Source organism: Gilliamella sp. B2824, from assembly GCF_026536245.1.
GTDB lineage: Bacteria > Pseudomonadota > Gammaproteobacteria > Enterobacterales > Orbaceae > Gilliamella.
On sequence record NZ_JAFNON010000003.1, the window covers coordinates 1 to 26,556 of the forward strand.

Annotated in this window: 23 protein-coding genes; 8 read left to right on the plus strand and 15 right to left on the minus strand. The window is 34.2% G+C overall.

All coding sequences use genetic code 11. From position 1 onward, the window contains the following. A partial coding sequence (locus J3U56_RS03685; protein ID WP_267366757.1) for a hypothetical protein occupies positions 1-184 on the minus strand: 184 nt, incomplete at its 3' end. A 484-nt stretch (positions 185-668) separates the two neighbouring features. Then, positions 669-1,313 (minus strand): oxygen-insensitive NAD(P)H nitroreductase, encoded by a 645-nt coding sequence (nfsB, locus tag J3U56_RS03690; RefSeq protein ID WP_267333500.1) that lies wholly within the window; start codon positions 1,311-1,313, stop codon positions 669-671. Between the two features lie 342 nt (positions 1,314-1,655). Between nfsB and J3U56_RS03695 the strand changes: the two genes are divergently transcribed. The 6 genes from J3U56_RS03695 to J3U56_RS03720 all read left to right on the plus strand — a co-directional run bounded on the left by J3U56_RS03695 (position 1,656) and on the right by J3U56_RS03720 (position 9,212). Then, positions 1,656-3,308 (plus strand): hypothetical protein, encoded by a 1,653-nt coding sequence (locus J3U56_RS03695; RefSeq protein WP_267333501.1) that lies wholly within the window; start codon positions 1,656-1,658, stop codon positions 3,306-3,308. Between the two features lie 319 nt (positions 3,309-3,627). Continuing rightward, positions 3,628-5,175, plus strand: coding sequence for a 2-isopropylmalate synthase (gene leuA, locus J3U56_RS03700; RefSeq protein WP_267347628.1), 1,548 nt, complete (start codon positions 3,628-3,630; stop codon positions 5,173-5,175). A gap of 62 nt (positions 5,176-5,237) precedes the next feature. Continuing rightward, positions 5,238-6,317: a 3-isopropylmalate dehydrogenase gene (leuB, locus tag J3U56_RS03705; protein WP_065633829.1), complete on the plus strand. Its 1,080-nt coding sequence runs from the start codon at positions 5,238-5,240 to the stop codon at positions 6,315-6,317. A 64-nt stretch (positions 6,318-6,381) separates the two neighbouring features. Next, positions 6,382-7,791 carry a 3-isopropylmalate dehydratase large subunit gene (leuC, locus tag J3U56_RS03710; RefSeq protein ID WP_267366758.1) on the plus strand — a complete coding sequence of 470 codons (1,410 nt, stop codon included), beginning with the start codon at positions 6,382-6,384 and terminating at the stop codon, positions 7,789-7,791. Positions 7,792-7,802: 11 nt separating this feature from the next. Beyond that, positions 7,803-8,405, plus strand: coding sequence for a 3-isopropylmalate dehydratase small subunit (leuD, locus tag J3U56_RS03715; protein ID WP_267333504.1), 603 nt, complete (start codon positions 7,803-7,805; stop codon positions 8,403-8,405). A 42-nt stretch (positions 8,406-8,447) separates the two neighbouring features. Beyond that, positions 8,448-9,212 (plus strand): class I SAM-dependent methyltransferase, encoded by a 765-nt coding sequence (locus tag J3U56_RS03720; RefSeq protein WP_267333505.1) that lies wholly within the window; start codon positions 8,448-8,450, stop codon positions 9,210-9,212. 35 nt (positions 9,213-9,247) lie between these two features. On the opposite strand, the gene J3U56_RS03725 is transcribed toward J3U56_RS03720, so the two are convergent. From J3U56_RS03725 to manD, 10 genes are all read right to left on the minus strand, one after another. After that, a complete protein-coding gene (locus J3U56_RS03725) occupies positions 9,248-10,663 on the minus strand; it encodes an RNA polymerase factor sigma-54 (RefSeq protein WP_416380285.1) in 1,416 nt (471 codons plus the stop codon). Beyond that, entirely contained in the window at positions 10,663-11,388 is a 726-nt protein-coding gene (gene lptB, locus J3U56_RS03730) for an LPS export ABC transporter ATP-binding protein (protein WP_267333507.1), read from the minus strand. Before lptB ends, J3U56_RS03725 begins: the two co-directional genes overlap by 1 nt. Before the next feature lies 1 nt (position 11,389). Beyond that, a complete protein-coding gene (gene lptA / locus J3U56_RS03735) occupies positions 11,390-11,941 on the minus strand; it encodes a lipopolysaccharide transport periplasmic protein LptA (RefSeq protein ID WP_267333508.1) in 552 nt (183 codons plus the stop codon). 3 nt (positions 11,942-11,944) lie between these two features. After that, the gene (gene lptC, locus J3U56_RS03740) at positions 11,945-12,508 is read right to left on the minus strand and encodes an LPS export ABC transporter periplasmic protein LptC (RefSeq protein ID WP_267333509.1); all 564 of its coding nucleotides are present in this window, start codon (positions 12,506-12,508) and stop codon (positions 11,945-11,947) included. 99 nt (positions 12,509-12,607) lie between these two features. Continuing rightward, entirely contained in the window at positions 12,608-12,946 is a 339-nt protein-coding gene (gene yccX / locus J3U56_RS03745; protein ID WP_267366762.1) for an acylphosphatase, read from the minus strand. 442 nt (positions 12,947-13,388) lie between these two features. Then, positions 13,389-14,072, minus strand: coding sequence for a GntR family transcriptional regulator (locus J3U56_RS03750; protein WP_267333511.1), 684 nt, complete (start codon positions 14,070-14,072; stop codon positions 13,389-13,391). Positions 14,073-14,209: 137 nt separating this feature from the next. Continuing rightward, complete coding sequence (locus J3U56_RS03755; protein WP_267366764.1) at positions 14,210-15,691, minus strand: mannitol dehydrogenase family protein; 1,482 nt, start codon at positions 15,689-15,691, stop codon at positions 14,210-14,212. A 24-nt stretch (positions 15,692-15,715) separates the two neighbouring features. After that, on the minus strand, positions 15,716-17,224 hold the full coding sequence (locus tag J3U56_RS03760) for an MFS transporter (RefSeq protein WP_267366766.1): 1,509 nt from the start codon (positions 17,222-17,224) through the stop codon (positions 15,716-15,718). A 75-nt stretch (positions 17,225-17,299) separates the two neighbouring features. Then, positions 17,300-18,703, minus strand: coding sequence for a glucuronate isomerase (uxaC, locus tag J3U56_RS03765; RefSeq protein ID WP_267366768.1), 1,404 nt, complete (start codon positions 18,701-18,703; stop codon positions 17,300-17,302). A gap of 312 nt (positions 18,704-19,015) precedes the next feature. Further along, on the minus strand, positions 19,016-20,230 hold the full coding sequence (gene manD, locus J3U56_RS03770; protein WP_267366770.1) for a D-mannonate dehydratase ManD: 1,215 nt from the start codon (positions 20,228-20,230) through the stop codon (positions 19,016-19,018). Between the two features lie 288 nt (positions 20,231-20,518). Between manD and J3U56_RS03775 the strand changes: the two genes are divergently transcribed. Together J3U56_RS03775 and pabB are read left to right on the plus strand one after the other, a co-directional pair. Next, entirely contained in the window at positions 20,519-21,088 is a 570-nt protein-coding gene (locus J3U56_RS03775; RefSeq protein ID WP_267347612.1) for an anthranilate synthase component II, read from the plus strand. Between the two features lie 8 nt (positions 21,089-21,096). Continuing rightward, the gene (gene pabB, locus J3U56_RS03780) at positions 21,097-22,842 is read left to right on the plus strand and encodes an aminodeoxychorismate synthase component I (protein ID WP_267366772.1); all 1,746 of its coding nucleotides are present in this window, start codon (positions 21,097-21,099) and stop codon (positions 22,840-22,842) included. Positions 22,843-22,892: 50 nt separating this feature from the next. Here the strand turns inward: pabB and J3U56_RS03785 are convergent, their stop codons facing one another. From J3U56_RS03785 to J3U56_RS03795, 3 genes are read right to left on the minus strand one after another with little or no spacing between them, the layout of a single operon-like run. Beyond that, positions 22,893-23,477, minus strand: a complete 585-nt coding sequence (locus J3U56_RS03785) for an ABC-type transport auxiliary lipoprotein family protein (protein WP_267343939.1) — start codon at positions 23,475-23,477, stop codon at positions 22,893-22,895. After that, entirely contained in the window at positions 23,477-25,114 is a 1,638-nt protein-coding gene (gene pqiB / locus J3U56_RS03790; RefSeq protein WP_267366774.1) for an intermembrane transport protein PqiB, read from the minus strand. Before pqiB ends, J3U56_RS03785 begins: the two co-directional genes overlap by 1 nt. Before the next feature lie 10 nt (positions 25,115-25,124). Further along, positions 25,125-26,375 carry a PqiA/YebS family transporter subunit gene (locus J3U56_RS03795; protein WP_267366776.1) on the minus strand — a complete coding sequence of 417 codons (1,251 nt, stop codon included), beginning with the start codon at positions 26,373-26,375 and terminating at the stop codon, positions 25,125-25,127. Positions 26,376-26,556 lie beyond the last annotated feature (181 nt).

Below are 26,556 nucleotides of genomic sequence, written 5' to 3' on the forward strand. Positions count from 1 at the left end.
GCATTCTAAAACCAAGTAATTCATTCAATCCTTTGATTTTAGTCCCTACATTTCCGTCTTGATCTGATTTTAATTGTAAATAAGGCGCATTGCCTGCAATGGTTTTAACGGTAATATTTGATAACGCTTCGGTATAAGGTGAAAAAAGAATAAATAAAAAATGAATACCAATAATAGATAACATTGAGTTAAGTTTTAGGTGTATAACTTTATTGGAAGTATTGATCCGTTTGAAAGTTAGAAGCCACATTAATTGATTAAAAATATTAACTGCAAAATGAGTAAAAAATAAGAAAGCTAGTTTTTTCTTTGTTATAAAAAGTTTACAAATAGAATATTTACTATATATGTGAAAATCCTTAATTCTGAACATACACAAAACCTACAATCCAAGTCCTTTTGAAGTTTAAATAAACAATCATTTTGATTATTCGTTATTTTTTATTTTTACATATATAAAAAAAATAATCTATAAATAACTTTTTTAAATTGAACAGACAATAAATTAATTTATACGAACAACTCAACACAACAACACAATATCGATATAGCGTAGAAAAATATAAAGGGATTAGTGACAATATCAAAAACGATAATAATATTTTTTTTATGAAGAATTATTGCGTCGAAAGAATCGACGCAATAATTTTTAATGTCAAAGCGGCAAATTATAGAAAAGTGAAAAGTTGTTCTTTTGGTAAACGTGATTTTGGTCGATGTGCGTTGCCATCATCAGCAGCGCGATAGCCTAATGTCGCAACTACAACACTTTTCAATCCCTTACTTTTAAGATCTAAAATTTCGTCAATTTTAGCTGAATCATATCCTTCGATAGCCGTAGAATCAACACCAATTGCCGCAGCAGCAAACAAAAGTTGCCCCAATGCAATATAAGTTTGCTTTTCTTCCCAACACTGTTGCGATTCAGGGGTTGCACTATTTAAATTAACAAAATAACGTCGACCTTGATCTTGCGATACTTTTAAATCTTCAGAAGGCAGACGACCGTCTTTTTCTTCTTGATTCAGTAGATTCACTAAATGACTTTCATCCAATGGCACTTTTATACAAAAAACAATAGTATGTGACGATCCTGTCACGCGTGGCTGATTAAAATCAGGAAAAGCAGGCAAAATCTTATTTTTTGCTGTGTCTGACTCAATCACATAAAAATGCCATGGTTGAGAATTTACCGATGATGGACTGTTTCTTAAAACAGTTAAAAGTTGCTCAATAATAGCTACAGGTATCTTTTTAGTAGGATCATAATGTTTAGTGGTATAACGTTTTTGCGAAATTTCGACGATATTCATATTTTTGACTCCACCTTATTGGTTAATGATGAACGATAACTTATTTTTAACTAAATTAATGATTTTCTATTCATTTTAGAATACTATTAATTACCACTTGAATAACAAATTCAACCGATCTTTACTTATCTCTATGCTCCTATATAAAAATGCGTATTATTACACTTCATTTTTTTATAAAAAAACAAATAATAATTATAATTTTCATTTATATCATAGAGTTATTTAACAACAAAACGACACCAATATCTTTACAATAAAAAAAATAGAGAATATTATCTAGCACAATTTTAAAGGCTTTACAGTTTATAGTGATATAAAAGTACCGTTACGGAAAATGTGATGTTTAAAAGTAAACATATATTAACAAAATTATGTGCAGCAGTCTTTTTTTCAAATATTTTTTATTGTTTTTCAGCCAATGCATTAAGTGCCACATCTGTTCAAGTCATAAATGGCACAGAACCTTATATTTCAATAGATAATAATCACACACCAGCAAACATAACTGATTTACTTTGGATTGCAGTAGAAAACGATCAAACTAATGGGACAGAAGAAGTTAACAATGAAAATTCAACTCAGATCGACACGCGAATAAAAAATCCTAATTTAACTTATTATATTCCTGATTTTGATTCATCCCCCGATAAATTAATTGTACTTCCTAAGTCTGTTGAAACTTTTGAAAATATAATAACTTTATTGACTGATTATAATGCAAAAGAAGTGGATATTTTTACTATTCTAAACGATCATCAATATGTTAAAGATGACGATGGTGATAATGGATTTAATGCTAGTGGAACCATGTCTCTCACTATAAAAGATAACAACAATAATACTATTGAGCCAAGCGAAAAATTAAATAACTGTATTGGTTACTACGCGGTAACATTAGCCACAACAGAATCACAGCTTTCAACCACATTTGGGGTACCTAATATTAGGACTTATCCAAGTGTAAATAAAACCTATTATGTCACATCTTCCTCCAAGGATGTGCCTACGATTTGCTGGCTACAACCATCTTTAGAAAAAGGTAATCCACCAGAATTTGCTTATACAAAAGAAGAATATGAAGCGAATTATATTCAGAATACTTGGGAACAAGATATGCCTTGGTGGGATGCCAATAAAGGTTTTTTGCCTCGAGGTTCGTCTGAAGAAAGTTATAATAAGTTTCCTACAACTGCTGCCAATAAATTATATTTTAATGTCGTACTTGCCGGTGCAAACTGGAGTCAAATTTCTTATACTAAAAACCCAACAACATCGCCCATTAGTTTAAAGCTTAGTGGAAAAGATAACGTGCTTCGAGTTGAGTTTACAGGACCCAATTTTTCAGAAAAATTAAAAAATAATATTTCAGCTGCAAATAATACAGTATTTTCTTTAACTGTCGGCAATAAAACTATTTATAGTTTTACTATCACTCAATGGTACCTGATTTCTGAAAATGTAGTTTTTAAAGATCAAAAATCTGCCAAACATTATTGTAGTTGTCAAAACCCAAGAGTCGCGCTGACTTATAGGCGATCATTAACTAATGCAAAAAGTTGGGATTATTTTTTTGGAGAAAATGAAAGAAATAATTACAAACGCACGGTTGGAACGCTTTTATCTGAATGGGGGAATACGGTAAATGAGGTTTATCCAAGCGATTCAACACTTTCAAATGCGCTATCTAATTACGCTTGGACAGATGAACAAGACTACGATATGGGTATAGCTGAGCCGCTAAAATCTAAATTACGAAATTTTAATCCTTTTGATGAAGATAATGGTGATGATGATGAACAAGGCACCTTATATCCCCCACCAATACCTGATGATGGTGACGATGAACTATTTCCAGAAAACGAATGTGATCAAGACCCCATAGATTGGTCTTTCGAAGGAACAAAATTCTATGGTGTTGATTTAACCAACGGAAGTATTGCTTCATTCGATAAAGATACTCAAGGCTTAAAAGCTATCTGCTTTATCGATTAACTGAATTTTGCTGATTAAAATCATAATATTTAATGACCTTTTAAGATTAGATATTGACATTAACTATGTTCTTTGATAAAAATATTGGCATTATTTTGACCAATATAAATTTAGAGATTCGTTTTAATGATTAGAACAACTACTCTCCTCACTAGCTTACTCCTCGCATTATTTTGCGCGGATTGCTTGTGTGTTGAGTAATGAGATAATTTATTAAACAACTCGACAAATTAACAAGAACCCGCGCTAAAGTGCGGGTTTTTTGTTTTCATAACTTGAAATACCGTAATAGCGCTAAAATATAGATAAGGAATAAACAATGAGCGATCAAGTCATTATTTTTGATACCACACTACGTGATGGCGAACAAGCTTTACAAGCAAGTTTAAGTGTCAAAGAAAAACTACAAATAGCGCTAGCTTTAGAAAGAATGCGGGTGGATGTGATGGAAGTTGGTTTTCCTATCTCATCCCCTGGTGATTTTGAATCAGTACAAACGATTGCTAAAACAATTAAAGATAGTCGTGTATGTGCATTATCTCGCTGTATAGATAAAGATATTGATGTTGCAGCAGAAGCGTTAAAAGTTGCCGATCAATTTCGTATTCATACTTTTATGGCAACTTCAACCTTACACGTGCAAGACAAATTAAAAATGACATTTGAAGATGTCGTTGAAAGGGCTGTGCACTGTATTAAACGTGCACGTAATTATACTAATGATGTGGAGTTTTCTTGTGAAGATGCAGGCCGTACCCCAATTGATAACTTATGTCGGATTGTTGAAGCAGCAATTCAAGCAGGGGCAACAACGATCAATATTCCGGATACTGTCGGTTATACTGTCCCTTATCAATTTGGTGGCATTATTCGTACCTTATTTGAACGTGTCCCGAACATTGATAAAGCGATTATCTCTGTTCATTGTCATGATGACTTGGGCATGTCGGTGGCTAACTCGATTAGCGCGATTCAGGAAGGTGCTAGGCAGATTGAAGGCGCGATGAATGGTTTGGGTGAACGCGCAGGTAATACAGCTTTAGAAGAAGTCATTATGGCAATTAAAGTTCGTCAAAATATTCTAAACGTTCACACCAATATTAATCATCAAGAAATCTATCGTACCAGCCAAATCGTCAGTCAAATTACTAATACACCAATACCGGCCAATAAAGCGGTTATTGGTAGTAATGCTTTTGCCCACTCCTCCGGCATTCACCAAGACGGTGTGCTTAAAAATCGTGAAACCTACGAAATCATGACACCTGAATCTATTGGTTTAAATCAAATCCAATTAAATTTAACTTCACGCTCGGGTAGAGCCGCGGTAAAACACCGACTTGAAGAGTTAGGTTATCATGATAACGATTATAATTTAGACCAAGTATACGAAGCATTTTTAGAGCTTGCAGATAAAAAAGGACAAGTGTTTGATTATGATTTAGAAGCCTTAATTTTTATCAATCAATTAAAAGATGAACAAGAACATTATGTGTTGGACTATTTTAATGTTCAATCAGGCTCTACTGTTGTTTCAACTGCATCAGTAAGTTTAATTATTGGCGATCAAAAATTTTCAGATGCAGCAACGGGTAATGGTCCAGTTGATGCAGTTTATCAAGCAATAAATCGTATTACTGGCGAGCCAATAACGATAGTTAAATACCAATTAGCGTCAAAAGGGCAAGGTGAAAATGCTTTAGGACAAGTAGATATCGTTGCTGATTATAAAGGTCGCAAATTCCATGGTGTGGGATTAGCAACAGATATTGTCCATTCCTCCGCATTAGCGTTAATTAATGTATTAAATAATGTTTATCGGGCAAATCAAGTTGCACAGCAAAAACAAAAATTGCATCATGAATAACATATTAAGTTATGTTGTTTTATAAATAAAAAATAAATCAATCAAATTGTTAAGGAATAAAAATGTCACAAAATTATCATATTGCAGTGTTACCTGGTGACGGTATTGGCCCTGAAGTAATGAAGCAAGCTTATAAAGTGCTCGACGTTATTCGTCAAAAATATAATCTTTCAATAACAACCAGTGAATATGATGTCGGTGGCGCCGCTATTGATATCCATGGCTGCCCATTACCAAAAGAGACGCTTGAAGGTTGTGAAAAAGCTGATGCGATTTTGTTTGGTTCAGTTGGTGGTCCAAAATGGACAAACTTACCCCCTGATCAACAACCAGAACGCGGCGCATTATTACCATTACGAAAGCATTTTAAATTATTTGCTAACATGCGCCCTGCTAGTTTGTATCAAGGTTTAGAAGAATTATGTCCTTTACGGGAAGATATTGCAAAACGTGGTTTTGATATTTTATGTATGCGTGAGCTAACTGGTGGTATCTATTTTGGCTTGCCTAAAGGTCGTGAAGGTTCGGGTCCTCAAGAGCGCGCCTTTGATACAGAAGTTTATCACCGTTTTGAAATTGAACGTATAGCTAAAATGGCATTTGAAGCTGCCAAAATTCGTCGTAAAAAAGTCACTTCTGTTGATAAAGCTAATGTACTACAAACATCAATTTTATGGCGTGAAGTTGTAAACGAAGTCGCTAAACAATATCCAGATGTCACACTTGAACATATGTATATCGATAATGCAACCATGCAACTTGTTAAAGATCCTTCACAATTTGATGTCATTTTATGTTCAAATTTGTTTGGTGATATATTGTCTGACGAATGTGCAATGATTACCGGTTCAATGGGGATGCTACCATCAGCAAGCCTTAACGAGCAGGGTTTTGGATTATATGAGCCTGCTGGTGGGAGTGCACCGGATATTGCCGGTAAAAATATCGCAAATCCAGCTGCACAAATTTTATCGTTAGCACTACTCGTGCGTTATAGTTTAAAACGTGATGATATTGCCAAAGCTATTGAAAATGCGGTTAATAAAGCTTTAGAACAAGGAACCCGTACTATCGATCTTGCTCGTGGTGGTAGTTATGTTTCAACCGATGAAATGGGTGATACCATTTGTCGTTTAATTTAATTTTTAGACTAAGGGTTAAGCAATCATATTAACCCTTTTAAAGAATATTAAAGGAATATAAGCAATGTCTACAAAACCCAAAACATTGTATCAAAAATTATATGATGCACATGTTGTTTACGAAGCACAAAATGAAACCCCTATTTTGTATATCGATCGCCATTTAGTTCATGAAGTTACCTCACCCCAAGCCTTTGATGGTTTACGTGCGATGAATCGTAAAGTCCGCCAACCACACAAAACATTTGCAACTATGGATCACAATACTTCAACCAAAAGTAATGATTTAAGTGCGTGTAGTGAAATGGCTCGCATCCAATTAACAGAATTAGCAAAAAATGCTCAAGAGTTTGGCATTTCGCTATATGGTTTACAAAGTCCGTTACGTGGGATTGTCCATGTTGTCGGGCCTGAGCAAGGGATGACTTTACCAGGAATGACCATTGTATGCGGTGACTCCCATACAGCTACCCATGGCGCATTTGGAGCGCTGGCTTTTGGTATTGGAACATCAGAAGTTGAACATGTATTAGCGACCCAAACCCTAAAACAAGGTCGAGCGAAAACCATGAAAATTGAAGTCAAAGGTCAGGTTGCCGACGGCATTACCGCTAAAGATATTATTTTAGCGATTATTGGTAAAACGACCAGTGCTGGTGGTACAGGACACGTGGTTGAGTTTTGTGGTGAGGCGATTAAATCCTTATCAATGGAAGGCCGGATGACATTATGTAATATGGCTATTGAAATGGGTGCTAAAGCAGGATTGGTCGCACCTGATGATGTCACTTTTGAATACTTAAAAGGTCGCCAATTTTCACCTAAAGGAGAAGATTTTGACAAAGCCGTGGCTTACTGGAAAACCTTGAAAACCGATGAAGGAGCGCATTTTGACCTTGTAGTCACCCTTGAAGCAAAAGATATTGCACCACAAGTCACATGGGGAACAAATCCAGGGCAAGTAACCGCTATTGATAAGCAAGTACCCAATCCACACGATTTTTCCGATCCGATCGAAAAACAGTCTGCTGAACGTGCATTAGCCTATATGGGATTAACTGCTGGAACTAAGATGTCTGATATTAAGATCAATAAAGTATTTATCGGATCTTGTACGAATTCACGCATTGAAGATTTACGCGCTGCGGCTGCTATTGCTAAAGGACGAAAGGTGGCACAAGGTGTACAAGCCTTAGTCGTGCCTGGTTCTGGACCAGTCAAAGAACAAGCAGAAGCTGAAGGATTAGATAAGATTTTTATCGATGCGGGATTTGAATGGCGCTTACCGGGTTGTTCAATGTGCTTAGCGATGAATGATGACAAATTAGCACCAGGCGATCGCTGCGCGTCAACCAGTAACCGTAATTTTGAAGGGCGTCAAGGTCGTGATGCTAGAACCCATTTAGTGAGTCCTGCAATGGCGGCGGCGGCTGCCATTACTGGTCATTTTACAGATATTCGTAAACCATTTTAAGGAGACTTGTCATGGCAAAATTTACAAAACATACAGGTCTAGTTGTGCCATTAGATGCAGCTAACGTAGATACGGATGCTATCATTCCTAAACAATTTTTACAAAAAGTCACGCGTACCGGTTTTGGTAAACATGCTTTTCATGAGTGGCGATTTTTGGATGATGCAGGTCAAAAACCTAATCCCGATTTTGTACTGAACAAACCGCGTTATAAAGGGGCAAGTATTTTATTAGCGCGCGAGAACTTTGGGTGTGGTTCATCACGAGAACATGCACCATGGGCACTTGCGGATTATGGTTTTAAAACTATTATTGGTTCAAGTTTTGCTGATATTTTTTACAATAATTCGTTTAATAATCAGTTATTGTTAGTGAACTTATCGGAAGAAGACGTTGACGAACTATTTAAAATAGTTGAAGCCAATGAAGGAATTGAATTTACAATTGATCTTGAGAATGAAGTTGTTATCGCTGGAGATAAGCAATATTCGTTTAAAATCGATGCATTCAAACGCCACTGTTTATTAAATGGTTTAGATAACATTGGCTTAACCCTGCAACATGAAGATGCTATTAGTGCATTTGAACATAACATACCGTCATTTTTAGCATAATTTTAACTTTGGGCACAAAAGTGCCCAATACCGAGATTACCTATGGCAACACATCACGATAACGTAAAACAGCAATTTGGTGAGCAAGCAAATGCTTATCTAACAAGTAAGGTACATGCTCAAGGTCCTGATCTTGAATATTTGGATAAGTTTCTTATCCCCTATTCTGATGCCCAGTTACTCGATATGGGATGTGGAGCCGGTCATGTCAGTTTCATTGCAGCAAAATATGTTAAACAGGTTACGGCATACGATCTATCTGATGAGATGTTATCGGTGGTTGCTTTAACTGCGCAAAGCCGTGGTTTTAGCAACATTTCAGTCAAACAAGGTTATGCTGAGTGTCCACCCTTTGCCGATAACCAATTCGATATTGTGGTAAGTCGTTATTCCGCACATCACTGGCATGATGTCGGTAAAAGTCTACGAGAGTTACACCGCATCATCAAACCTAACGGAAAATTAATCATAATGGATGTTGTGTCACCTGGCCACCCTGTTTTAGATATTTGGCTACAAACTATTGAAGCTATGCGTGATACTTCTCATGTTCGTGATTATACTCCAGGTGAGTGGTTAACATTCTTAACCGAAGCAGGTTTTAGCATAGATAATATAAAACGCCATCGCTTAACCTTGTCCTTTGACACATGGGTTAAACGCATGCGAACACCTGAACGCTTAATTGATGCAATAAGGCTGTATCAAGAAACTGCTGCCAACGACACAAAGACCTATTTTGAACTTCAAACAGATGGATCTTTTACGACAGATATGATGATTATCGAAACAACAAAATTAATCTAGTATTAATTGTTGATAGTGACCAAACAATTTTATCCTTAAAGTTGTTTTCTTTGATTTGATGAAGGTATTGATAAAGCTTCACGGTATTTTGCCACAGTTCGACGAGCAATAATAATTCCTTGTTCTTCAAGAATTGACACTAACTTGCTATCACTCAGTGGCTTTTTACTATCTTCGCCTGAAATATACTTTTTAATTAATGCTCGAATGGCAGTAGAGGATGCTTCACCCCCAGAATCGGTATTTACATGGCTAGAAAAAAAGAATTTTAACTCAAATATGCCACTTGGACATTGTAAATATTTTTGGGTCGTTACGCGGGATATGGTTGATTCATGCATATCAATTGCCGCCGCTACATCCGATAGAATCATGGGTTTCATATACTCTGCGCCATGCTCAAAAAACTGCTGTTGATGTTCAACGATAAATTGGCTTACTTTAAGTAACGTTTCATTGCGATTTTCAACACTTCTGATAAACCAATTGGCATCTTGTAGATGTGATTTTATGTATTGGCTATCACTTTCACTGGCTAACTTTTCCATCGCCGCATACTGCTGGTTAATACGCAGAGCCGGTACTGTATCAGTATTCAAATCAACTATCCATTTGCCATTTACTTTTTTGACTAGCACATCTGGGATAATATAATCTGGAGGGGTCGTGTTGACAGCATCACCTGGATAAGGATGTAAATGCTGAATAAAATTAATCGCTTCTTTTAATTGTTCATCACTGGCATTTAATACTTTTTTTAAAGTTCTGTAATCATGAGTTGCCAATAAATCAAGATAATTATCAATAATTTGTTTAACTAATGAAGGAACTGTTACATGTTGAGTTTGAATTGATAAACACTCTTGTAACGATCTCGCACCAACGCCTATTGGATCAAAATGCCAGATTCGCTTTAAAACCGTTTCAACTTCAGTCAATTCAATTTCACTATTACCCTGCTCTTCTAATATTTCATCTAACGAAACTGTTAAATAGCCGCTTTCATCAATCGCTTCAATAATCGATACCGCAATGGCGCGATCAACATCACTAAAAGGCGTTAATTCAAGCTGCCATTTTAAGTAATCATGCAATGTTTCATGCGTTTCGCCTTGATAAATAGGCAACTCATCATTACGATAGTCAGAATGCGTGCCTGAAGGTGTTCCTGCTGTGTAAATATCATCTAACGAGGCATCTAATGGTATATCTTCAGGGATCTCTTGACTATCTAACGCTTGTCGAGTATCGATATTTTCATCTAATGTATTTTGTTCAACACTGATTTCATCATACTGATCAGCCACTTCTAACAAGGGATTATTTTCAAGTGCAGTTTGAATTTCTTGTTGTAGTTCTAAAGTTGACAACTGCAAAAGTCGAATCGCCAATTGTAATTGTGGTGTCATCGATAGTTGTTGGGAAACTTTCAGTTGTAAACTTGGTTTAATCATAATCGGAATTCATTTCCTAAGTAGACTTTTTTAACATATTCGTTACTTAAGATACTATTTGGTGTTCCTTCAGCAATTAAATGACCTTTATTAACAATATAAGCACGCTCACATACATCAAGGGTTTCGCGAACATTGTGGTCGGTAATCAATACACCTAGCCCTCGATCACGTAGATGCTTAATAATATTTTTAATATCAATAACAGAAATAGGGTCGACACCTGCAAACGGTTCATCAAGTAAAATAAATTTAGGATTGGCTGCCAGCGCCCTTGCAATTTCAACTCTACGCCTTTCACCACCCGATAAAGACTGACCAATACTATCGCGGATATGGGTGATATGAAACTCTTCAAGCAATTCTTCTGCTCGATTTAATTTTTCATTTTTATCGATATCTCGACGCGTCTCTAAAATCGCCATAATATTATCAATTACAGATAGTTTTCTAAAAATAGACGCCTCTTGAGGTAAATAGCCAATCCCTTTTTGCGCTCTTTCATGTAGAGGTAAAATACTGATATCATGATCATCAAGATAAATTTTACCTGCATTTAATGTGACTATTCCTACCACCATATAAAACGTTGTTGTTTTACCTGCGCCATTTGGCCCTAGTAATCCAACAATCTCACCTGAGTTGACCGTCAAACTGACATCTTCAACAACCTTTCGTTTTTTATATATTTTGGCTAAATTAATCGCCTTTAAAATTGACATATTATTTTTTTATCTCTTTAATTTGACTTGGGATAATAGTACTTTTTACGCGACCATTTTTAGGCTGAGCCATAATTAGCTGTTTTTTAACATCATAGGTAATAACTTGGCTAACTATATGATTATCTTCTTGAAATAGCTCTGCCTTTCCTTGTAAAACGACATTGCTTTGTTTCACATTGTAAATAATTTGATCCGAATGACCTGTAACAATTTTGTTATTCTCTGGCAATATTTGTTTAAACTTTACTGGATTACCATAAGCGGTAATTTTCTGTTTTGTCGAATCTTGCATATCAGTTATCACAACTTTATCTGCCCAAATAGTTAATCCCTCTTGAACAATTTGCACATGACCTATAAAAGTAATAATATTTTTATCAATATCAATTTGTTGGTTATCGGCATCAATAGTGATCGGTTTATTATCAACAAACATCTTTTGATCCGTTTTGGTTGGTGATGTTGGTTCGGCTGGTTCTTGTGCAAAACAAGCAAACGATGTTGATAGCATAAAAAATAATGGAAAAAGTAGCTGTTGTTGCAATTTCATGTTCTATTTTGCCTCGGTATTATAATATGTTTTAACATTCTCAAGTATGTTTGCAGTCTTTGCTTGCAAATCGCCAGCTAATCCTAGACCTGTTGAGTAAAAACCAACACCTTTGATAGTAACTGGATCTTTAGACGTTACAAGTTGTGTATTTAAATCAATGACAGCATTATCGGTATTAACACGCTGTAATTGAGCATTGGGGGTCAAATTATCCAATTGAACATCATTATAAAGATAAATGTGTTTATCATTAGTCAATGTCGCAGTTTTGGCTCGAATATGCCATGTGACAGTGTGGTCTTGATCATAAAGCGTTAAATTTGGAAGATCAAATTCCGTATTATTTGAATCATCAAAATGTCGTACTTTGCTAGATTCAATCTTGTATACAATTTCGCCTGATAAATCATACACATCTGTTGTCATGTCATCGCTCTGATAAATTGGCGTATCAGTTAAATTAACAGAGGATTGCGTGGTTGCGTCATTGTCTTTTTGATAATTATAATAGACGCCAACTACCACAATAATAAGCAAGATACAGATTATATTTTTTTTATTCATAACATACATTAATCACGCAAATAAGATTGATCAATAATAAGGAAAAATCATTATCTTGAAGTTTAATATTTTTTCCATTTTACTTTATTTTTTATTAAATTAATATCTGACATTGAAAGAAGTTAATCCATTTTCAGGTAATAATTCGCAACTTTTTATATTCGTAATATGAGCGGAAGCTGGTCCTCCCTGCTCTAGCCATTGTGTAAACTGAGTAAGTTGTAAATTATCGCCTTGTATGACAATTTCGACATTACCATTATCCAAATTTTTAACATATCCTAACAGACCAAGCTTTTGTGCTTGTTGATAAGTAAAAAACCGAAATCCTACACCCTGAACAAGGCCGCTAACACATATTTTAATTCGTTTTATCATATTAAAACCGAGTATTTTTATTTTAAAGTTGACAATAATTAATCGCAAGGTAATGGCCATTAAAATAGGTAAACCATTATTTTATTCCTGATAATAAATCAACAATGATAAAATAGAAATCGGTAATTGATTAAATACATCATTATGTTCAAATCACCAATAAAATTAAATGATAAATTGATTCATTATTTAATCTAACTTTAAAAGTTTTGATAACAAAATGCATACCAATTTATCTATCAGTGATAGCCACATTCAGTGGCATCTAAAACAACTTTATCAGGGATAACTAAACCAGAATTTTTTGTTATCCATAATATTATCTAATCAGACAATAATTATGAGTCATTACGGTTAAGGAAAGGGTTAACACTTAACACACAATATTAGCCGTAAAACTGATAGGTTATGCATTAAGCTACTACTATTTATTGGTATAATTATCAAATGCTCTAAAATTTTTAAAAATTGTATTAGACAAAATAAATTTGACTAATATAAGTTAATCAACAAACCACATATTATGTTGTTGTGATACAATTTTTATTGTTTTTAATATCGTTGCTAAATGCTCATGAAGCGCAAGTGTAGCCATTTCCGGATCATGTTTTTTTAATGCAATAACAATTTTTTCATGCTGTTTAACTAGTTCTTCTGGTGGGGATATATCTTCTAAAGTAAGGTATCTTACCCTGTCCATCATTGCTTTGATATTTTCGACGGTTTCCCATGCCATAGGACAATCAATAACATTCATTATAATCTGATGAAATTCATCATCTTTTTCAAGAAAATAACCAATATTTTTATGTTTGTTAGCATCAATTTGTTCTTTTAGATTTTTTTCGAGTAATAAAAGATCTGAATCACTAATTTCTTGTGCTGCACGTTTAATAATTGCACACTCAACAGCATCGCGAATAAATTGACCATCAATGACTTTTTTAACTGATATTTTCGTTACAAAAGTGCCACGTTGTGGAAGAATTTGGACCAATCCAGCTTCTGCTAGTTTAATAAAAGCTTCACGAACCGGTTGGCGTGAAACATTAAATTGACTTGAGATATCTTTTTCAGACAATAAAACACCCGGTAATACTTGGCAAGTGATGATTGCCTTTCTTAATTGACGATATATTTGTTGATTAACAGGTTCTGAGACAGTTAACACTTCAGATTTGAACATATATGTTTTTCAAATAACAAACTAGCATGAAAAGAATAGTAGGGGATTTTTGAATATAAGAAAAGTTTTTTATTTAATAATAAAAGTGCAATCATCTAATGATCATTGCACTTTGCTATTAATTATTGTTAGTGGAATTAAAAATTTTGAGTGATTTGTTTAACTGTCTCTTTTGCGCCTAGGTCGCGTAAAGAAAGATAAGCGTTAGTTATCTGCTCAATAAACAATGGATTTGTTGGTAGATCCTCTCCAAAAACATGTGTTAAAGATAACAGCGCATTAACTCGTTCTTGATTATCAGAACTGTTTAAAACCAACGCTTTTAATTGTTCGGCTGCTGGATCGCAAACGTCAATAACGTTACCATTATCATCCACGCCACTCACATAACGCATCCAAGCAGCAATACCCAAGGCTAAACAATCAAATGGAGTACCATTAGCCAAATGATAACGAACAGAATCAAGCATACGTTGTGGGAGTTTTAACGTTCCATCCATTGCAATTTGCCATGTACGATGTTTTAAACCGGTGTTGCGATAACGTTCAAGTAATGAATCAGCATAAGCTTTTAAATCAACACCTTTAACCCGTAATGTAGTTGCTTGTTCATTTAACATTAAATGTCTAGCTGCTTTTACATAATTAGGATCTTGCATGCACGCATCTATATGCAAATATCCAGCTAAATAACCTAAGTAAGCCAAAAAGGAATGACTACCATTTAACATACGTAATTTCATCTCTTCATAAGGCAATACATCATCCACTAATTCTGCCCCTGCTTTTTGCCATTCAGGACGGCCAGACACGAAATTATCTTCAATCACCCATTGTCTAAATGGTTCACCAGCGATACCTGCCGAATCATCAATACCACCAAGTTGTTTTTTTATTTTAGCCATTGTTTCTGGCGTTGCCGCAGGTACAATTCGATCAACCATCGTTGATGGGAAAGCCACATTATCCGCAATCCATTGCGCTAAATTTTCATCTCGCTGCTTAGCCAAGGCTAACACAACATTACGAGTAACATGTCCATTTTCTGGCATATTGTCACAAGACATAACGGTGAAAGGTTTTAATCCTTGATCTTTACGTAAACGTAAAGCTTCTACAATAACACCAGGAAGCGATTTAGGTGTATGTGGATTAGCAATATCATGATTAATCAATGGATTATTGGTATCAATTGATGCTGTTGAGGGTAAATAGCAATAACCTTTTTCAGTTACTGTGATCGACACAATCGCAATTTCTGGACGAGTCATCACATCTAAGACTTTGTGTATTCCATCAATATCTGCATGTAATGCTTCTTTTGCAATACCTACAACACGAGTATTCCAGTTATCATAAGACATTTCACAAACACTAAATAAAAAGTCTTGCTGTTTTAAATCTTCAATCTGTTTTTCACCACCGATTAAATTAACTTCACAATAACCCCAATCGCTATTGTGTTCATTAGCTAAAATATCAGCAAAGACCGCCTGATGAGCTCGATGAAATGCTCCAAAACCAAGATGAACAATTTTGGTTTTAATTTTGCTTCTATCATAAGTTGGGACAACTACCTCTTTAGGTAGTTGTGATAAAGTTTGATTTGATAATTTCATTTTTTATTCCATTAAATTAGATTATTAAACAGTACGCCAAACATTTTCATATTTATGGCCCGTTAAATCCTCAATAACTTTTCTGGTTTCATCGGTAACATCTTCTTTAACACCATTATTTCTTAATCTTTCAATCTCAGTAACTAAAATAGCATGAGTTTGTTTATTTAATTTAAAGGTAAGTGCAAAAATTAAAGCAATAAATAACAGCCCAGCGGTACCACAAAGGAATAATAATCCTATGGTGGTAATTGCTTGTTCACTTTGTGTAAGGCTTCCTTGCACAAAACCACCTTTTTGTAAAATAAGACCCACAACGAATGTAGCAATTGCAACAGTCGTTTTTCTACCAAATGTCATCACCGCAGCATATAATCCTTCTCGTCTTTGTCTGGTTAATATTTCATCTACATCCGGAATAAAAGGAAATACATTCCAAGGTGTAAACTCAAGCACACATCTTCCTGCCTGATAGCAAACGGCAAAAACATAAAGTAGTAATATTTTTGATTCAGGATTAAATATATAGACACAGTAAAAACCAATGATACAAATAATCATTGTTGAATAAGAAAAGGTATATAATTTACCTGGTCCATATTTTACCATGGCAAAACCAGCAATTAATGTTATCGGTAGACCTATAATACTAAGTGAAAGTAATGCAGCCGCAACTGAGGATGGAACAATTAAACAATATACACAGAAAAAAACAAATACTGTATTAAATACATCTTTAGCGGTAAATGAAAATAAATAAATAGCTAAATGACGTCTAAATGCTTTTATGTTAAAAGTTGAGAAGTATTCAGCAAATAATTTTTTAAAAGTTGTTAATTTTTCAGCAAGAGTTTTTTTGATAGGCGCTTGTTGTAAGTGAGCTAACATTTCAGCTGTTGGTTCTCTCTCCCATGTAACTTTATAGGAAATAAATACACAAATAGCAAATATTACTGCAAAGAATAATCCATTAATAAAATAGGCATAGGCATTATTTTCACCAAAATAACTAATTAAAATGCCAGGAACAAAGGTTGCTAAAAAAGTACCACAAGCGGACAAGAACATTCTTCCGGTTGATAATTTAGTTCTGTCGTTGTAGTCCTTAGTCATTTCAGATGGAAGTGTTTCCCATGGAATAAGCACTATTGCAGCGACGATTTCAAAAGCCAAATAAGCAGTAAGATAGAACCAAAAATTCATACCAACTATCCATAATAATACATAAAGTAACATCAATGGCGAACCAATTAATAAGAAAAATCGTCTACGACCAAACTTTTGACCCAATTTATATTTATAGAAGTGATCAGTAAAACTGCCCATAAATAGACTGACAATTGCATCAACAATTCTTGCAATAGCAACAATGGACGCTGCTTCTAATGGTGTTAATCCTACAAAAGTTGTGTAAAAAAATAGTAACCATGCACCAATAATTGAAAAAGCACCTCCACCCATGATGTCGGTTAAACCATAACCAATGGCAATAGGAAGTGTTATTTTCCTTTTTTTATTTATTTGTGTATCCATTCTTTATTCCTTAATTTGATAATCAAATCTTTATTTACTTTTTTTAAAGATCTATGTTGCAAGTTAGCTTCGAACTTAAAATTCGAAATAGGAAAGCGCATTTTTATAGCAAATGCCCGTAACCAGTTTTCCTAGCAATTGATAATCTTCTGGTACTTCTCCGTCTGTAACCCATTTACCAATTAAATTACATAAGATACGGCGGAAATATTCATGACGGGTATAAGAGATGAAACTTCTTGAATCTGTTAACATTCCAACAAAATTCATTAATAATCCATGGTCGGCAAGGGTGGTAAGTTGTCTTAACATTCCTCTTTTAGTATCACTGAACCACCATCCAGCTCCATATTGCATATTGGATTTTACTAATCCTGATTTTTGAAAATTCGCAATTGCTGAGGCAACAATATCATTCACACTAGGATCTAAATTATAGATAATCGTTTTAGGTAATGAATTTAATTCATTCATTTTATTAAATAGTTGATTTAAATTAATTGCTAAATTTTGTTGATCACAAATAGAATCAAATCCAGCATTGATACCAACTTTATTGAGCATGATCATATTGTTGTTGCGAACTACACCAAAGTGAATTTGCATAGTCCAATTTCTTTTATGATAAAAACCAGATAATGCAATTAATACTGCTGATTTATATTGGATTTTCTCAACTTTATCCAAAGCAATGTTATTCATCTTTTTCTCAAATAACCTATTTTGTGTTTCAAGGTCACTTGGGTAAAATTCAATGCTCATCAATCCATGATCAGATAATCGACAACCCTTTTGATGAAAATATTCAACTCGATTTTCTAAAGCTGTTAAGTAATCACTAAAATTATTGATTTTAACTGATGATTTTTTTTCAAGATGTTGGACAAAAGTAATAAATTTTTCACCATCACTATCCAATGCTTCATCTGGTCTAAATGTTGGTAGCACTTTAGTTTTAAAATCATGCTGCTTTTTTATGTCATCATGATGTTCTAAGCTATCTAAAGGGGAATCAGTAGTACAAATAACTTCGACATTTGACAAACTGATCAGTCGTTGGGCTGTATAATTTTTTTCTTTTAAAATATGATTACATTGTTCCCATATTTCATTATAATTCTTAGCATTTAATGATTGAGTAATATCAAAATAGTTAGCTAACTCAAGATGACTCCAATGAAACAAAGGATTACCGATGGTGTTTTCAAGAGTTTCACTCCAGGCTTTAAATTTTTGTAAAGGTGATGCATTACCTGTAATGAACTCTTCATCAACACCATTGGCTCTCATAGCTCGCCATTTGTAATGATCGCCCGACAACCATAAGTCATAGATTGAATCAAATTTTTTATTTTCAACAATTTCTTTTGGATCCAAGTGACAATGATAATCAATGATGGGCAAATTTTCGGCAAATTCATGGTATAATTTTTGTGCTGCTTTGCTATTTAATAGAAAATTTTCATGTATAAAAAACATATTTTATTACCTCGTTGTGCACAAATAAAATCCCCTTTGCATATAGATAGTTGTAACACTAGTTCTATATCCAAATAAGAACACACATATCCAATATAGATTTAAAATGACCGATGCATTATTTTATGGACACTTTAATACTTCTTTTTTCATCTATTCTGGATGTAATATTTAAAAAATTAGATTGTTATATTTTCATAAAAAGTATCGTAACTTGACCTGTTCGTTAACCTGATAAACGAACTTCACGTTCCTCAATAACGAGTTCATTAGGCTGTTTTATTACAATACTTTTCATATAAACTCCTTAACTTACCAATTCCACAATGTGCCATCTTCAAGACGAGCAATTGGCAAATAGGCTGGGTTGTATGGATATTTTTGCGCTAGTTTTTCATCAAAATCGATACCTAAACCTGGTTTGTTACTTGGGTGCATATAACCATCAGTAAAGGTCCAGTTTGGCGAGAAGACTTCTAACATCTGCTCTGAGTAACCCATAAATTCTTGAACACCAAAGTTAGGTACCCACATATCAAAATGAAGTGCAGCGGCATGACAGATTGGTGATAAATCTGATGGACCATGTGAGCCAGTTCTAACTTGATAAAGCGACGCAAAATCAGCTATTCGACGCATATGAGTTATGCCGCCTGCATGGGTTATTGTGGTTCGGATGTAGTCAATAAGCTGTTCTTCAATTAACTGTTTACAGTCCCAAATACTGTTAAATACTTCACCTACAGCAATGGGGGTTACAGTGTGTTGACGAATTAAACGGAAACATTCTTGATTTTCGGCTGGTGTTGGGTCTTCCATCCAAAATAGACGATAATCTTCAACACTTTTACCAAATCGAGCCGCTTCAATTGGTGTTAGACGATGGTGCATGTCATGCAATAAATGTTCGTTAAAACCAAATTTATTCCTCACTGCCTCGAATAATTTTGGTGTGAAATCAAGATATTTGTCGGTTGCCCAAAACTGCTCTTCTGGATAGTTACCTCGTGTTGCCGGTTCATAAGCTAAGTTTTTACCTTTACTTTGACCGTAGGTGGTTTTCATTCCCGGTATGCCACACTGCACTCGAATGGCCTTAAAGCCCATTTCTTTATGTTTAGCATAATCATCTAATGCTTCTTCAATATCTTTACCTGTAGTATGGCAATACACCATTACACCGGTGCGAGAAGCACCACCTAATAATTGATAAAGGGGCATATTGGCAACTTTACCTTTGATATCCCATAATGCCATATCAATTGCTGATATCGCTGACATCGTCACAGGGCCTCGACGCCAATAGGCACCTTTATAAAAATATTGAAAGATATCTTCTATTTGACTGGCATCTCGTCCAATTAATTGTGGGCAAAGATGATCTTTAAGATATGATGCGACGGAAAGCTCACGTCCATTGAGCGTCGCATCACCTACTCCATATACACCCTCATCTGTTGTAATTTTTAATGTGACAAAGTTTCTGCCAGGACTACAAACAAAAACGTCTGCTTTTACGATTTTCATTGAATACCTCATAATTAATTTGTGTAGCAACAAATTAATCGATTAAATACTACCATACAAGTAGAGTTGTATGTATTTGTGATTACTGTCACAAAAAGAGACTCAATTTGGTAAAAATTCAAGAAAAGCTAACTGGTTGATATCAAAAAATAAGAGTGAAAATAAAACATCAATTGAAAAGAACGTCTCTTTTTTAAAAAGTTGTTTGTATAATGAAGGCTCGCATGTGATTTTTGATTAACGCAAATTTGTAATAACGTTAATGACTGATAAAAAGTGGATACTATTTTGATTTTACTCATTGATAACTATGATTCTTTCACTTTTAATATTTACGACTACTTGTGCCGAGTGGGTGCTAATGTAAAAGTAATTAAAAACGATGAAATGTCGATTACTGAATTAAAACAACTCGATTTTACTAAAATCGTTATTTCACCAGGACCCGGGACACCGAATCAGGCAGGCATATCACTTGAGGTTATTGCCGAATTTTCTAATACCTGTCCAATACTTGGAATTTGTCTTGGTCACCAAGCTATTGCCCAATACTATGGGTATCAAATTGGAAAAGCGCCACAACCAATGCATGGCAAAATTGATAAAATAGTTCATGATGGTCAAGGGTTATTTAAAGACATTAAAAACCCCTTATCAGTTGTTCGTTACCACTCCTTAATTGCCTATGATAATTTACCTTTTGATAAATCCCCTCTTATGATTACTGCGCGCAATAAACAAGGAATAATTATGGGATTACGTCATAAAATATTACCTATCGAATCCGTGCAATTCCATCCTGAAGCAATTAAAACTGAGTTTGGTTTACAAATCATTTATAATTTTGTACATAGGTAAATAATAACATGAGAATATATATCGACTTCGAAGGTCAGCATAAGTATTTTTGCAACCCAATCTCGATAATAAAGACTAATGATACCTCATTAGTCAATCAACATTTACAGGAGATCGAAGGATTTATCCAACAAGGCTATTATGCTGTTGGTTATTTAGCTTATGAAGCAGCGATGGGATTAAATCAATCAAATCAAACCAAAATTAATCGCCATAATAACCAAGATTTACCTTTACTGTTATTTGGTATTTTTGATCAGTATTCCAGTGTTGAGTCTTTACCATATCATGATTACACCCCACAATCACTTGAATTGATGAGTGACACTACAATTAATGAATATCAACAAAAGATCAATTATATCCGTGAACAAATTGAATTGGGCAATACCTATCAAACTAACTATACGATTGCATTTAAAGCACCTTTTACACAATCACCCCTTGATTACTATCATTTTTTACAAAAAAATAATTTTGCCAATTATTGTGCATATTTAGAATTTGATGATTATCACATTTTATCGATATCGCCCGAGCTATTTTTTAAAATAGAAAACAGATTAATAACCACAAAACCGATGAAAGGGACAACGAAACGAGGGATAAATCAGCAACAAGATGCCCAACAATTATCGCAATTAATGTCAGAAAAAAATCTCGCTGAAAATATGATGATAGTCGATCTGCTGCGCAATGATTTAAGTCAAATATCAGAGCCAGGATCTGTCACTGTTCCTCAATTATTTACTGCAGAAAAATATCCAACTGTTTGGCAATTAACTTCAACAATTCAGGGAAGATTAAAAGAAAATATTCGGTTATATCAGATTTTTCAAGCTATCTTTCCTTGTGGTTCAATCACTGGTGCACCAAAAACAAGTACTATGCAAATTATTGCCAATATTGAAAATTCACCACGTGGGGTTTACTGTGGCACAATCGGCTATATTAATCCATATATGCAGCAAGCAACATTTAATATACCAATACGAACATTAACTATTCATAATCAACAAATGAGTTATGGCGTTGGGGGTGGAATTACATGGGATTCAACCGCAGAAGATGAGTACGACGAAATCCTCGCTAAAACAGCTATATTAACCCGTAAGTCATCAATTCCTGATGCGATTATTGAATCTTTGTTACTTGAAGAAGGCCAATTTTTTTTATTAGAAGAGCATTTAGCTAGGCTTGCTGATTCTGCTAATTATTTTGATGTTCAGTGTGATACAAAATCAATAAAATTTCAGCTCGTTGAGTTAGCAAATCGGTATCGCGAAGGTAACTATAAAGTCAGGTTGTTACTGAAAATTGAGGACGGTAGTTATCACTTAGATATTGATAAAATTGATTGTGGTATGTTGTTAAATAAAATAACGTTGGCGCCAAATTGTGTCAATAGCAATAATGTTTATCTGTACCACAAAACAACGAACCGGCAACATTTTATGCATATTACCAAAGGACATGAGTATATTAATTTCAATGAAAAAGGCGAAATTACCGAATTCGTTAATGGCAATATTGCCTTATTTATCAATCAACAGTGGGTCACCCCTGTTGTCAGTTCGGGGTTATTGCCCGGAACGATGCGGCAATATTATATAAACAATCACCATTTGGTAGAACAAGTCATCACTAAAGCCCACCTATTAAAAGCACAAAAAATTGCTTTTATAAATAGTGTGCGTAAATGGGTGGAAATAGATAATGAAGTATTTAATCAATTCAAACACAATTTAACTTAAATAACGATTCATATTCCGTCATATTACTGACGGAATATGAATTTTTTAAATTAACGCGTGATTGAATTAGCAAAATCTTGTTCTTCTTCTTGCCAACCTTTAGATAACGCTTTAACCAATGCATCATAACCATTGGTCATAAGAGCAACATGGCGTTCAAAGGGTTTTGTCTCAATGTTATTATGACTATCTGTTATAACCCATCTTCCTTTGATAAGGGCATCGCCTGAATAACTACCATGAAAACCGTCAATAAAGAGTTTTACCGTTAAAGTTGGTGTTGACAGTGATTTACTGGAAACTAAATAATCAGGAAGAAAAACACTTAAGTCTTGAACGACGCGATCTTGAAGTTGTTGCGATAACGTTGATGCCCAAAGATGGTTTGAAGCAGTTACATATTTAATATCGTCTGTTTGCAAAACAATTCCAGGCTTATTTAAAAAATTTGCCACATCTACCGTTTCAATCCAAATAAAATGCTGAGTTTTTTTCATTGTGTGTGACGTTTGCTCAGGTAAATCACTCGCTAATTGAAAATAGCTTTTGCTTGGCGCATTAGAAGAACATCCCACTAATAAACTCAGTGATATTGCAACAACAATTGAGATTAGGTGTCGTATTATTTTAACCATCATTTTTTACCTTTAGCTTTAGGTTCTTGATCTTTCTTATTCGGTGCAGAAAAAATCAATGCATTACTTTTATCATTGAGGGTATTAAGTAATGGCGTTAATTCATCCATCATTTGTTGCACTTTTTGTAGACTTTCTTTCATTTGATTATTTAAATCAGAACCTGGTTGTAATCCTTTCATGGTCTCATTTAATGAACGCATTGCCTTTTGAAGATCTTTTGGCATATTTTGCATTTCTTTGCTTGCCATAATTTGATTTATCGAGTTCATTAACCGCTCGCTTGAAGCAAGTGATTTATTAAATTGAGACATCGTGTTATTAAGTGGTAAATTATTAAAATTATCAAGTAATTGTATAATTTTAGCTTGTATTTGAGCAATGCCTGTTGATGTGGTGTCAATCGTGTCGTAACCAAATTGTTTTGACTTTTTAACATCATACTTATTTTTTAAATCAGAATAGAAATCCAGATCGATATAAAGTGCACCAGTAAACATATTTGATGTTTTCAAAGATGCCCTTAAGCCATTTTTTTGCTCATCCATAATAAGTGTAGCAATATCTATCTTCTGATCTACAAGTTCCGACAAGCGATCTGGTTCAATCCTTATCAGAACAGGAACTTTTTGATTAAGAATTGAAGATTGTTCTAACATTTCTGGGGTATAAAATGGAACCTTCGAAACTGTTCCTAATCGAATACCATGATATTCGACCGGTGCGCCTTCAGAAAGCCCTGATATTGAATCAGAGAGCATAATAAGAAATTCTTTATATTCAGTATACTGTGAATCTTGAATGGATTTTTTATTTTCATATAACTTATATACAGAATATTGCTCAGCAGGGGCGCCTAATTTTGATCCATCCGGTAGATCAAAACTGATGCCGCCAGACAATAAAACATCCAATGAAGGCACATTTAAACTCGCACCCATTGATGATAACGTTAAATTAACACCACCTTCTTTCCAAAAACGTACGTTTTGGGTCACTAATGCATCATAAGGTTGAGTGATAAAAATTTGATATTTCATTTTTCGTGAATTAACATCAAACTGTGATGTTTCAACATTCCCAACACGATAACCATGAAACATAACCGAAGCACCACGAGGAACAACACCATTTTGATCACTTTCTAAATTCAACCGTATACCTTTGATACTAGGGTCAGATAACGGTGGTGTATCTGATAAAATAAAAGGATTATTTTTAAAGCTATGTGTATCATTACCTGATGCTAACTCAATATATACACCTGACAAGATAGTGTTCAAACCGGTAACACCATCTCGACCTATCTCGGGTTTCACAACCCAAAATATTGAATCATTTTTAAGTAATGGTTTCATATCGTTATAGATTCGACCTTTAACCACCACTTGGTTGTAATCATCCGATAGGGTTACTTCATCAACAATACCCACATCGACACTGCGATTTTTGATTACCGTTTTACCTGCAACAATACCACTTGCATCTTTAGCAAGTAAGGTAAATGGGGTGCCACGGTCAGCATAATGAGAATAAATAATCCAAAGCCCAACAACAGCAGTGACAATTGGTATTATCCATATTGCTGAAATAGCTCTGATTTTAATTATTTTTGCTAATTTACTTGTTGTTACCATATTGTTCCTATTATTCTATTTTTTTATTCGATGTACGATCCCAAATTAATCGAGGATCAAAATTTTGTGATGCAATCATGGTAATAATCACCACTGTTGCAAAAAATATTACGCCTATGTCGGGGTAAACACCCATCATTTGCTGATTTCTAACCAAAGAACAGACAACCGATACCACAAAAATATCAATCATTGACCATTTGCCAATAAATTCAACAACTGTATATAGTTTCTTCATTTTTAGACAATTATGTCTATGTTTTTTCTTGGCTGCTAAAGCAAAATAACAAAGCCAGCTAAGCGAAATAATTTTCAAAATCGGAATAACTACACTGGCGATAAAAATGACTAATGCAACCGGTATATCACCTGCTTGCCACATATAAATAACACCATCAAGAATGGTAGAACTTGATGGCGAACCAAAAACAACTGTTATCATAATTCCAAACAAATTAGCTGGAATATAGATAATTAACGATGTCACTAATAAAGCAATAGTCCATTGTATTTTATTTCTATTTCTTGTTTGGCTTTTTTGTTTACAACGAGGACATTTGACATAATGTTCAGGTAAAATCGCTTCACAATAATGACACAGTTTTAAATGCTGACAAATTCCTGTCTTACCTACTTTTAATTCATCACTCGCAAAATTATTGTTATGGATTTCGTTCCAAATCGTTTCTGGTGAAAAAATCACATCAGCTTTTATATAAAAAAAGACAAACAAACAAAAGGCCCAAAAAGTTTCAGTTACACCAATGCTACCGTAACTCATTAACTTAACAAAACTCACCAAAATACCGGTTAAAAATATTTCAGGCATACACCAATGTTGTAATTTTTCATAAGCAATTAATAGATCTCTTTTTCGATATTTTGACAATGGCAATTTAGAACAAAGGACAGTGATAATAGCAAGATTAAAAATAGGAAAAGCTAGAACAAATACAATAAATAACGCAGATAGATAACTGTACCTGTCAAAGAACATAATACTAGGAATATCTAAAATACTCACACCATTAAAATTGCCTACTAAGCGTATATCAATAAAAACAAATCTGCAAGCAATAACAATCATAATCAAAGAACAAACTGCATACATCGTTGCTCTAAATTTCATATTAATATTTTTTTTTATCAACGTTGTGTTGCAGCGAGGACATACGGCTTTGTGTCCTGACGTGACTGGTGAAAGTTCAGTGAGTAAATCACAATTTGAACATAATACGTAATGAGGTTGAGCGATGGTCATTATTTTCCTTAATTACAATAAATAATAGCCTTAATTGATAACGTTTTTTCTAGTTAACATTATATTTCATTAAAAAATTGATTCATTAATTCGAAAACAACTATTGGGAATAATTACTTCAACACACTACATATAATGGTTAAGATGTTTCGCTGCTAATCATAACAAATGGTTTTTTTTT

What these genes read in the sequence shown, in the direction of transcription:
- J3U56_RS03750 (WP_267333511.1), bottom strand. Translation starts at nt 14,072, where the DNA reads ATGTTCAAATCTGAAGTGTTAACTGTCTCAGAACCTGTTAATCAACAA.
- J3U56_RS03785 (WP_267343939.1), bottom strand. Translation starts at nt 23,477, where the DNA reads ATGGTTAAAATAATACGACACCTAATCTCAATTGTTGTTGCAATATCA.
- yccX (WP_267366762.1), bottom strand. Translation starts at nt 12,946, where the DNA reads ATGGCCATTACCTTGCGATTAATTATTGTCAACTTTAAAATAAAAATA.
- manD (WP_267366770.1), bottom strand. Translation starts at nt 20,230, where the DNA reads ATGAAAATCGTAAAAGCAGACGTTTTTGTTTGTAGTCCTGGCAGAAAC.
- J3U56_RS03760 (WP_267366766.1), bottom strand. Translation starts at nt 17,224, where the DNA reads ATGGATACACAAATAAATAAAAAAAGGAAAATAACACTTCCTATTGCC.
- pqiB (WP_267366774.1), bottom strand. Translation starts at nt 25,114, where the DNA reads ATGGTAACAACAAGTAAATTAGCAAAAATAATTAAAATCAGAGCTATT.
- nfsB (WP_267333500.1), bottom strand. Translation starts at nt 1,313, where the DNA reads ATGAATATCGTCGAAATTTCGCAAAAACGTTATACCACTAAACATTAT.
- leuD (WP_267333504.1), top strand. Translation starts at nt 7,803, where the DNA reads ATGGCAAAATTTACAAAACATACAGGTCTAGTTGTGCCATTAGATGCA.
- lptA (WP_267333508.1), bottom strand. Translation starts at nt 11,941, where the DNA reads ATGAAATTGCAACAACAGCTACTTTTTCCATTATTTTTTATGCTATCA.
- leuC (WP_267366758.1), top strand. Translation starts at nt 6,382, where the DNA reads ATGTCTACAAAACCCAAAACATTGTATCAAAAATTATATGATGCACAT.
- pabB (WP_267366772.1), top strand. Translation starts at nt 21,097, where the DNA reads ATGAGAATATATATCGACTTCGAAGGTCAGCATAAGTATTTTTGCAAC.
- J3U56_RS03695 (WP_267333501.1), top strand. Translation starts at nt 1,656, where the DNA reads ATGTTTAAAAGTAAACATATATTAACAAAATTATGTGCAGCAGTCTTT.
- lptB (WP_267333507.1), bottom strand. Translation starts at nt 11,388, where the DNA reads ATGTCAATTTTAAAGGCGATTAATTTAGCCAAAATATATAAAAAACGA.
- uxaC (WP_267366768.1), bottom strand. Translation starts at nt 18,703, where the DNA reads ATGTTTTTTATACATGAAAATTTTCTATTAAATAGCAAAGCAGCACAA.
- J3U56_RS03720 (WP_267333505.1), top strand. Translation starts at nt 8,448, where the DNA reads ATGGCAACACATCACGATAACGTAAAACAGCAATTTGGTGAGCAAGCA.
- leuA (WP_267347628.1), top strand. Translation starts at nt 3,628, where the DNA reads ATGAGCGATCAAGTCATTATTTTTGATACCACACTACGTGATGGCGAA.
- J3U56_RS03755 (WP_267366764.1), bottom strand. Translation starts at nt 15,691, where the DNA reads ATGAAATTATCAAATCAAACTTTATCACAACTACCTAAAGAGGTAGTT.
- J3U56_RS03795 (WP_267366776.1), bottom strand. Translation starts at nt 26,375, where the DNA reads ATGACCATCGCTCAACCTCATTACGTATTATGTTCAAATTGTGATTTA.
- leuB (WP_065633829.1), top strand. Translation starts at nt 5,238, where the DNA reads ATGTCACAAAATTATCATATTGCAGTGTTACCTGGTGACGGTATTGGC.
- lptC (WP_267333509.1), bottom strand. Translation starts at nt 12,508, where the DNA reads ATGAATAAAAAAAATATAATCTGTATCTTGCTTATTATTGTGGTAGTT.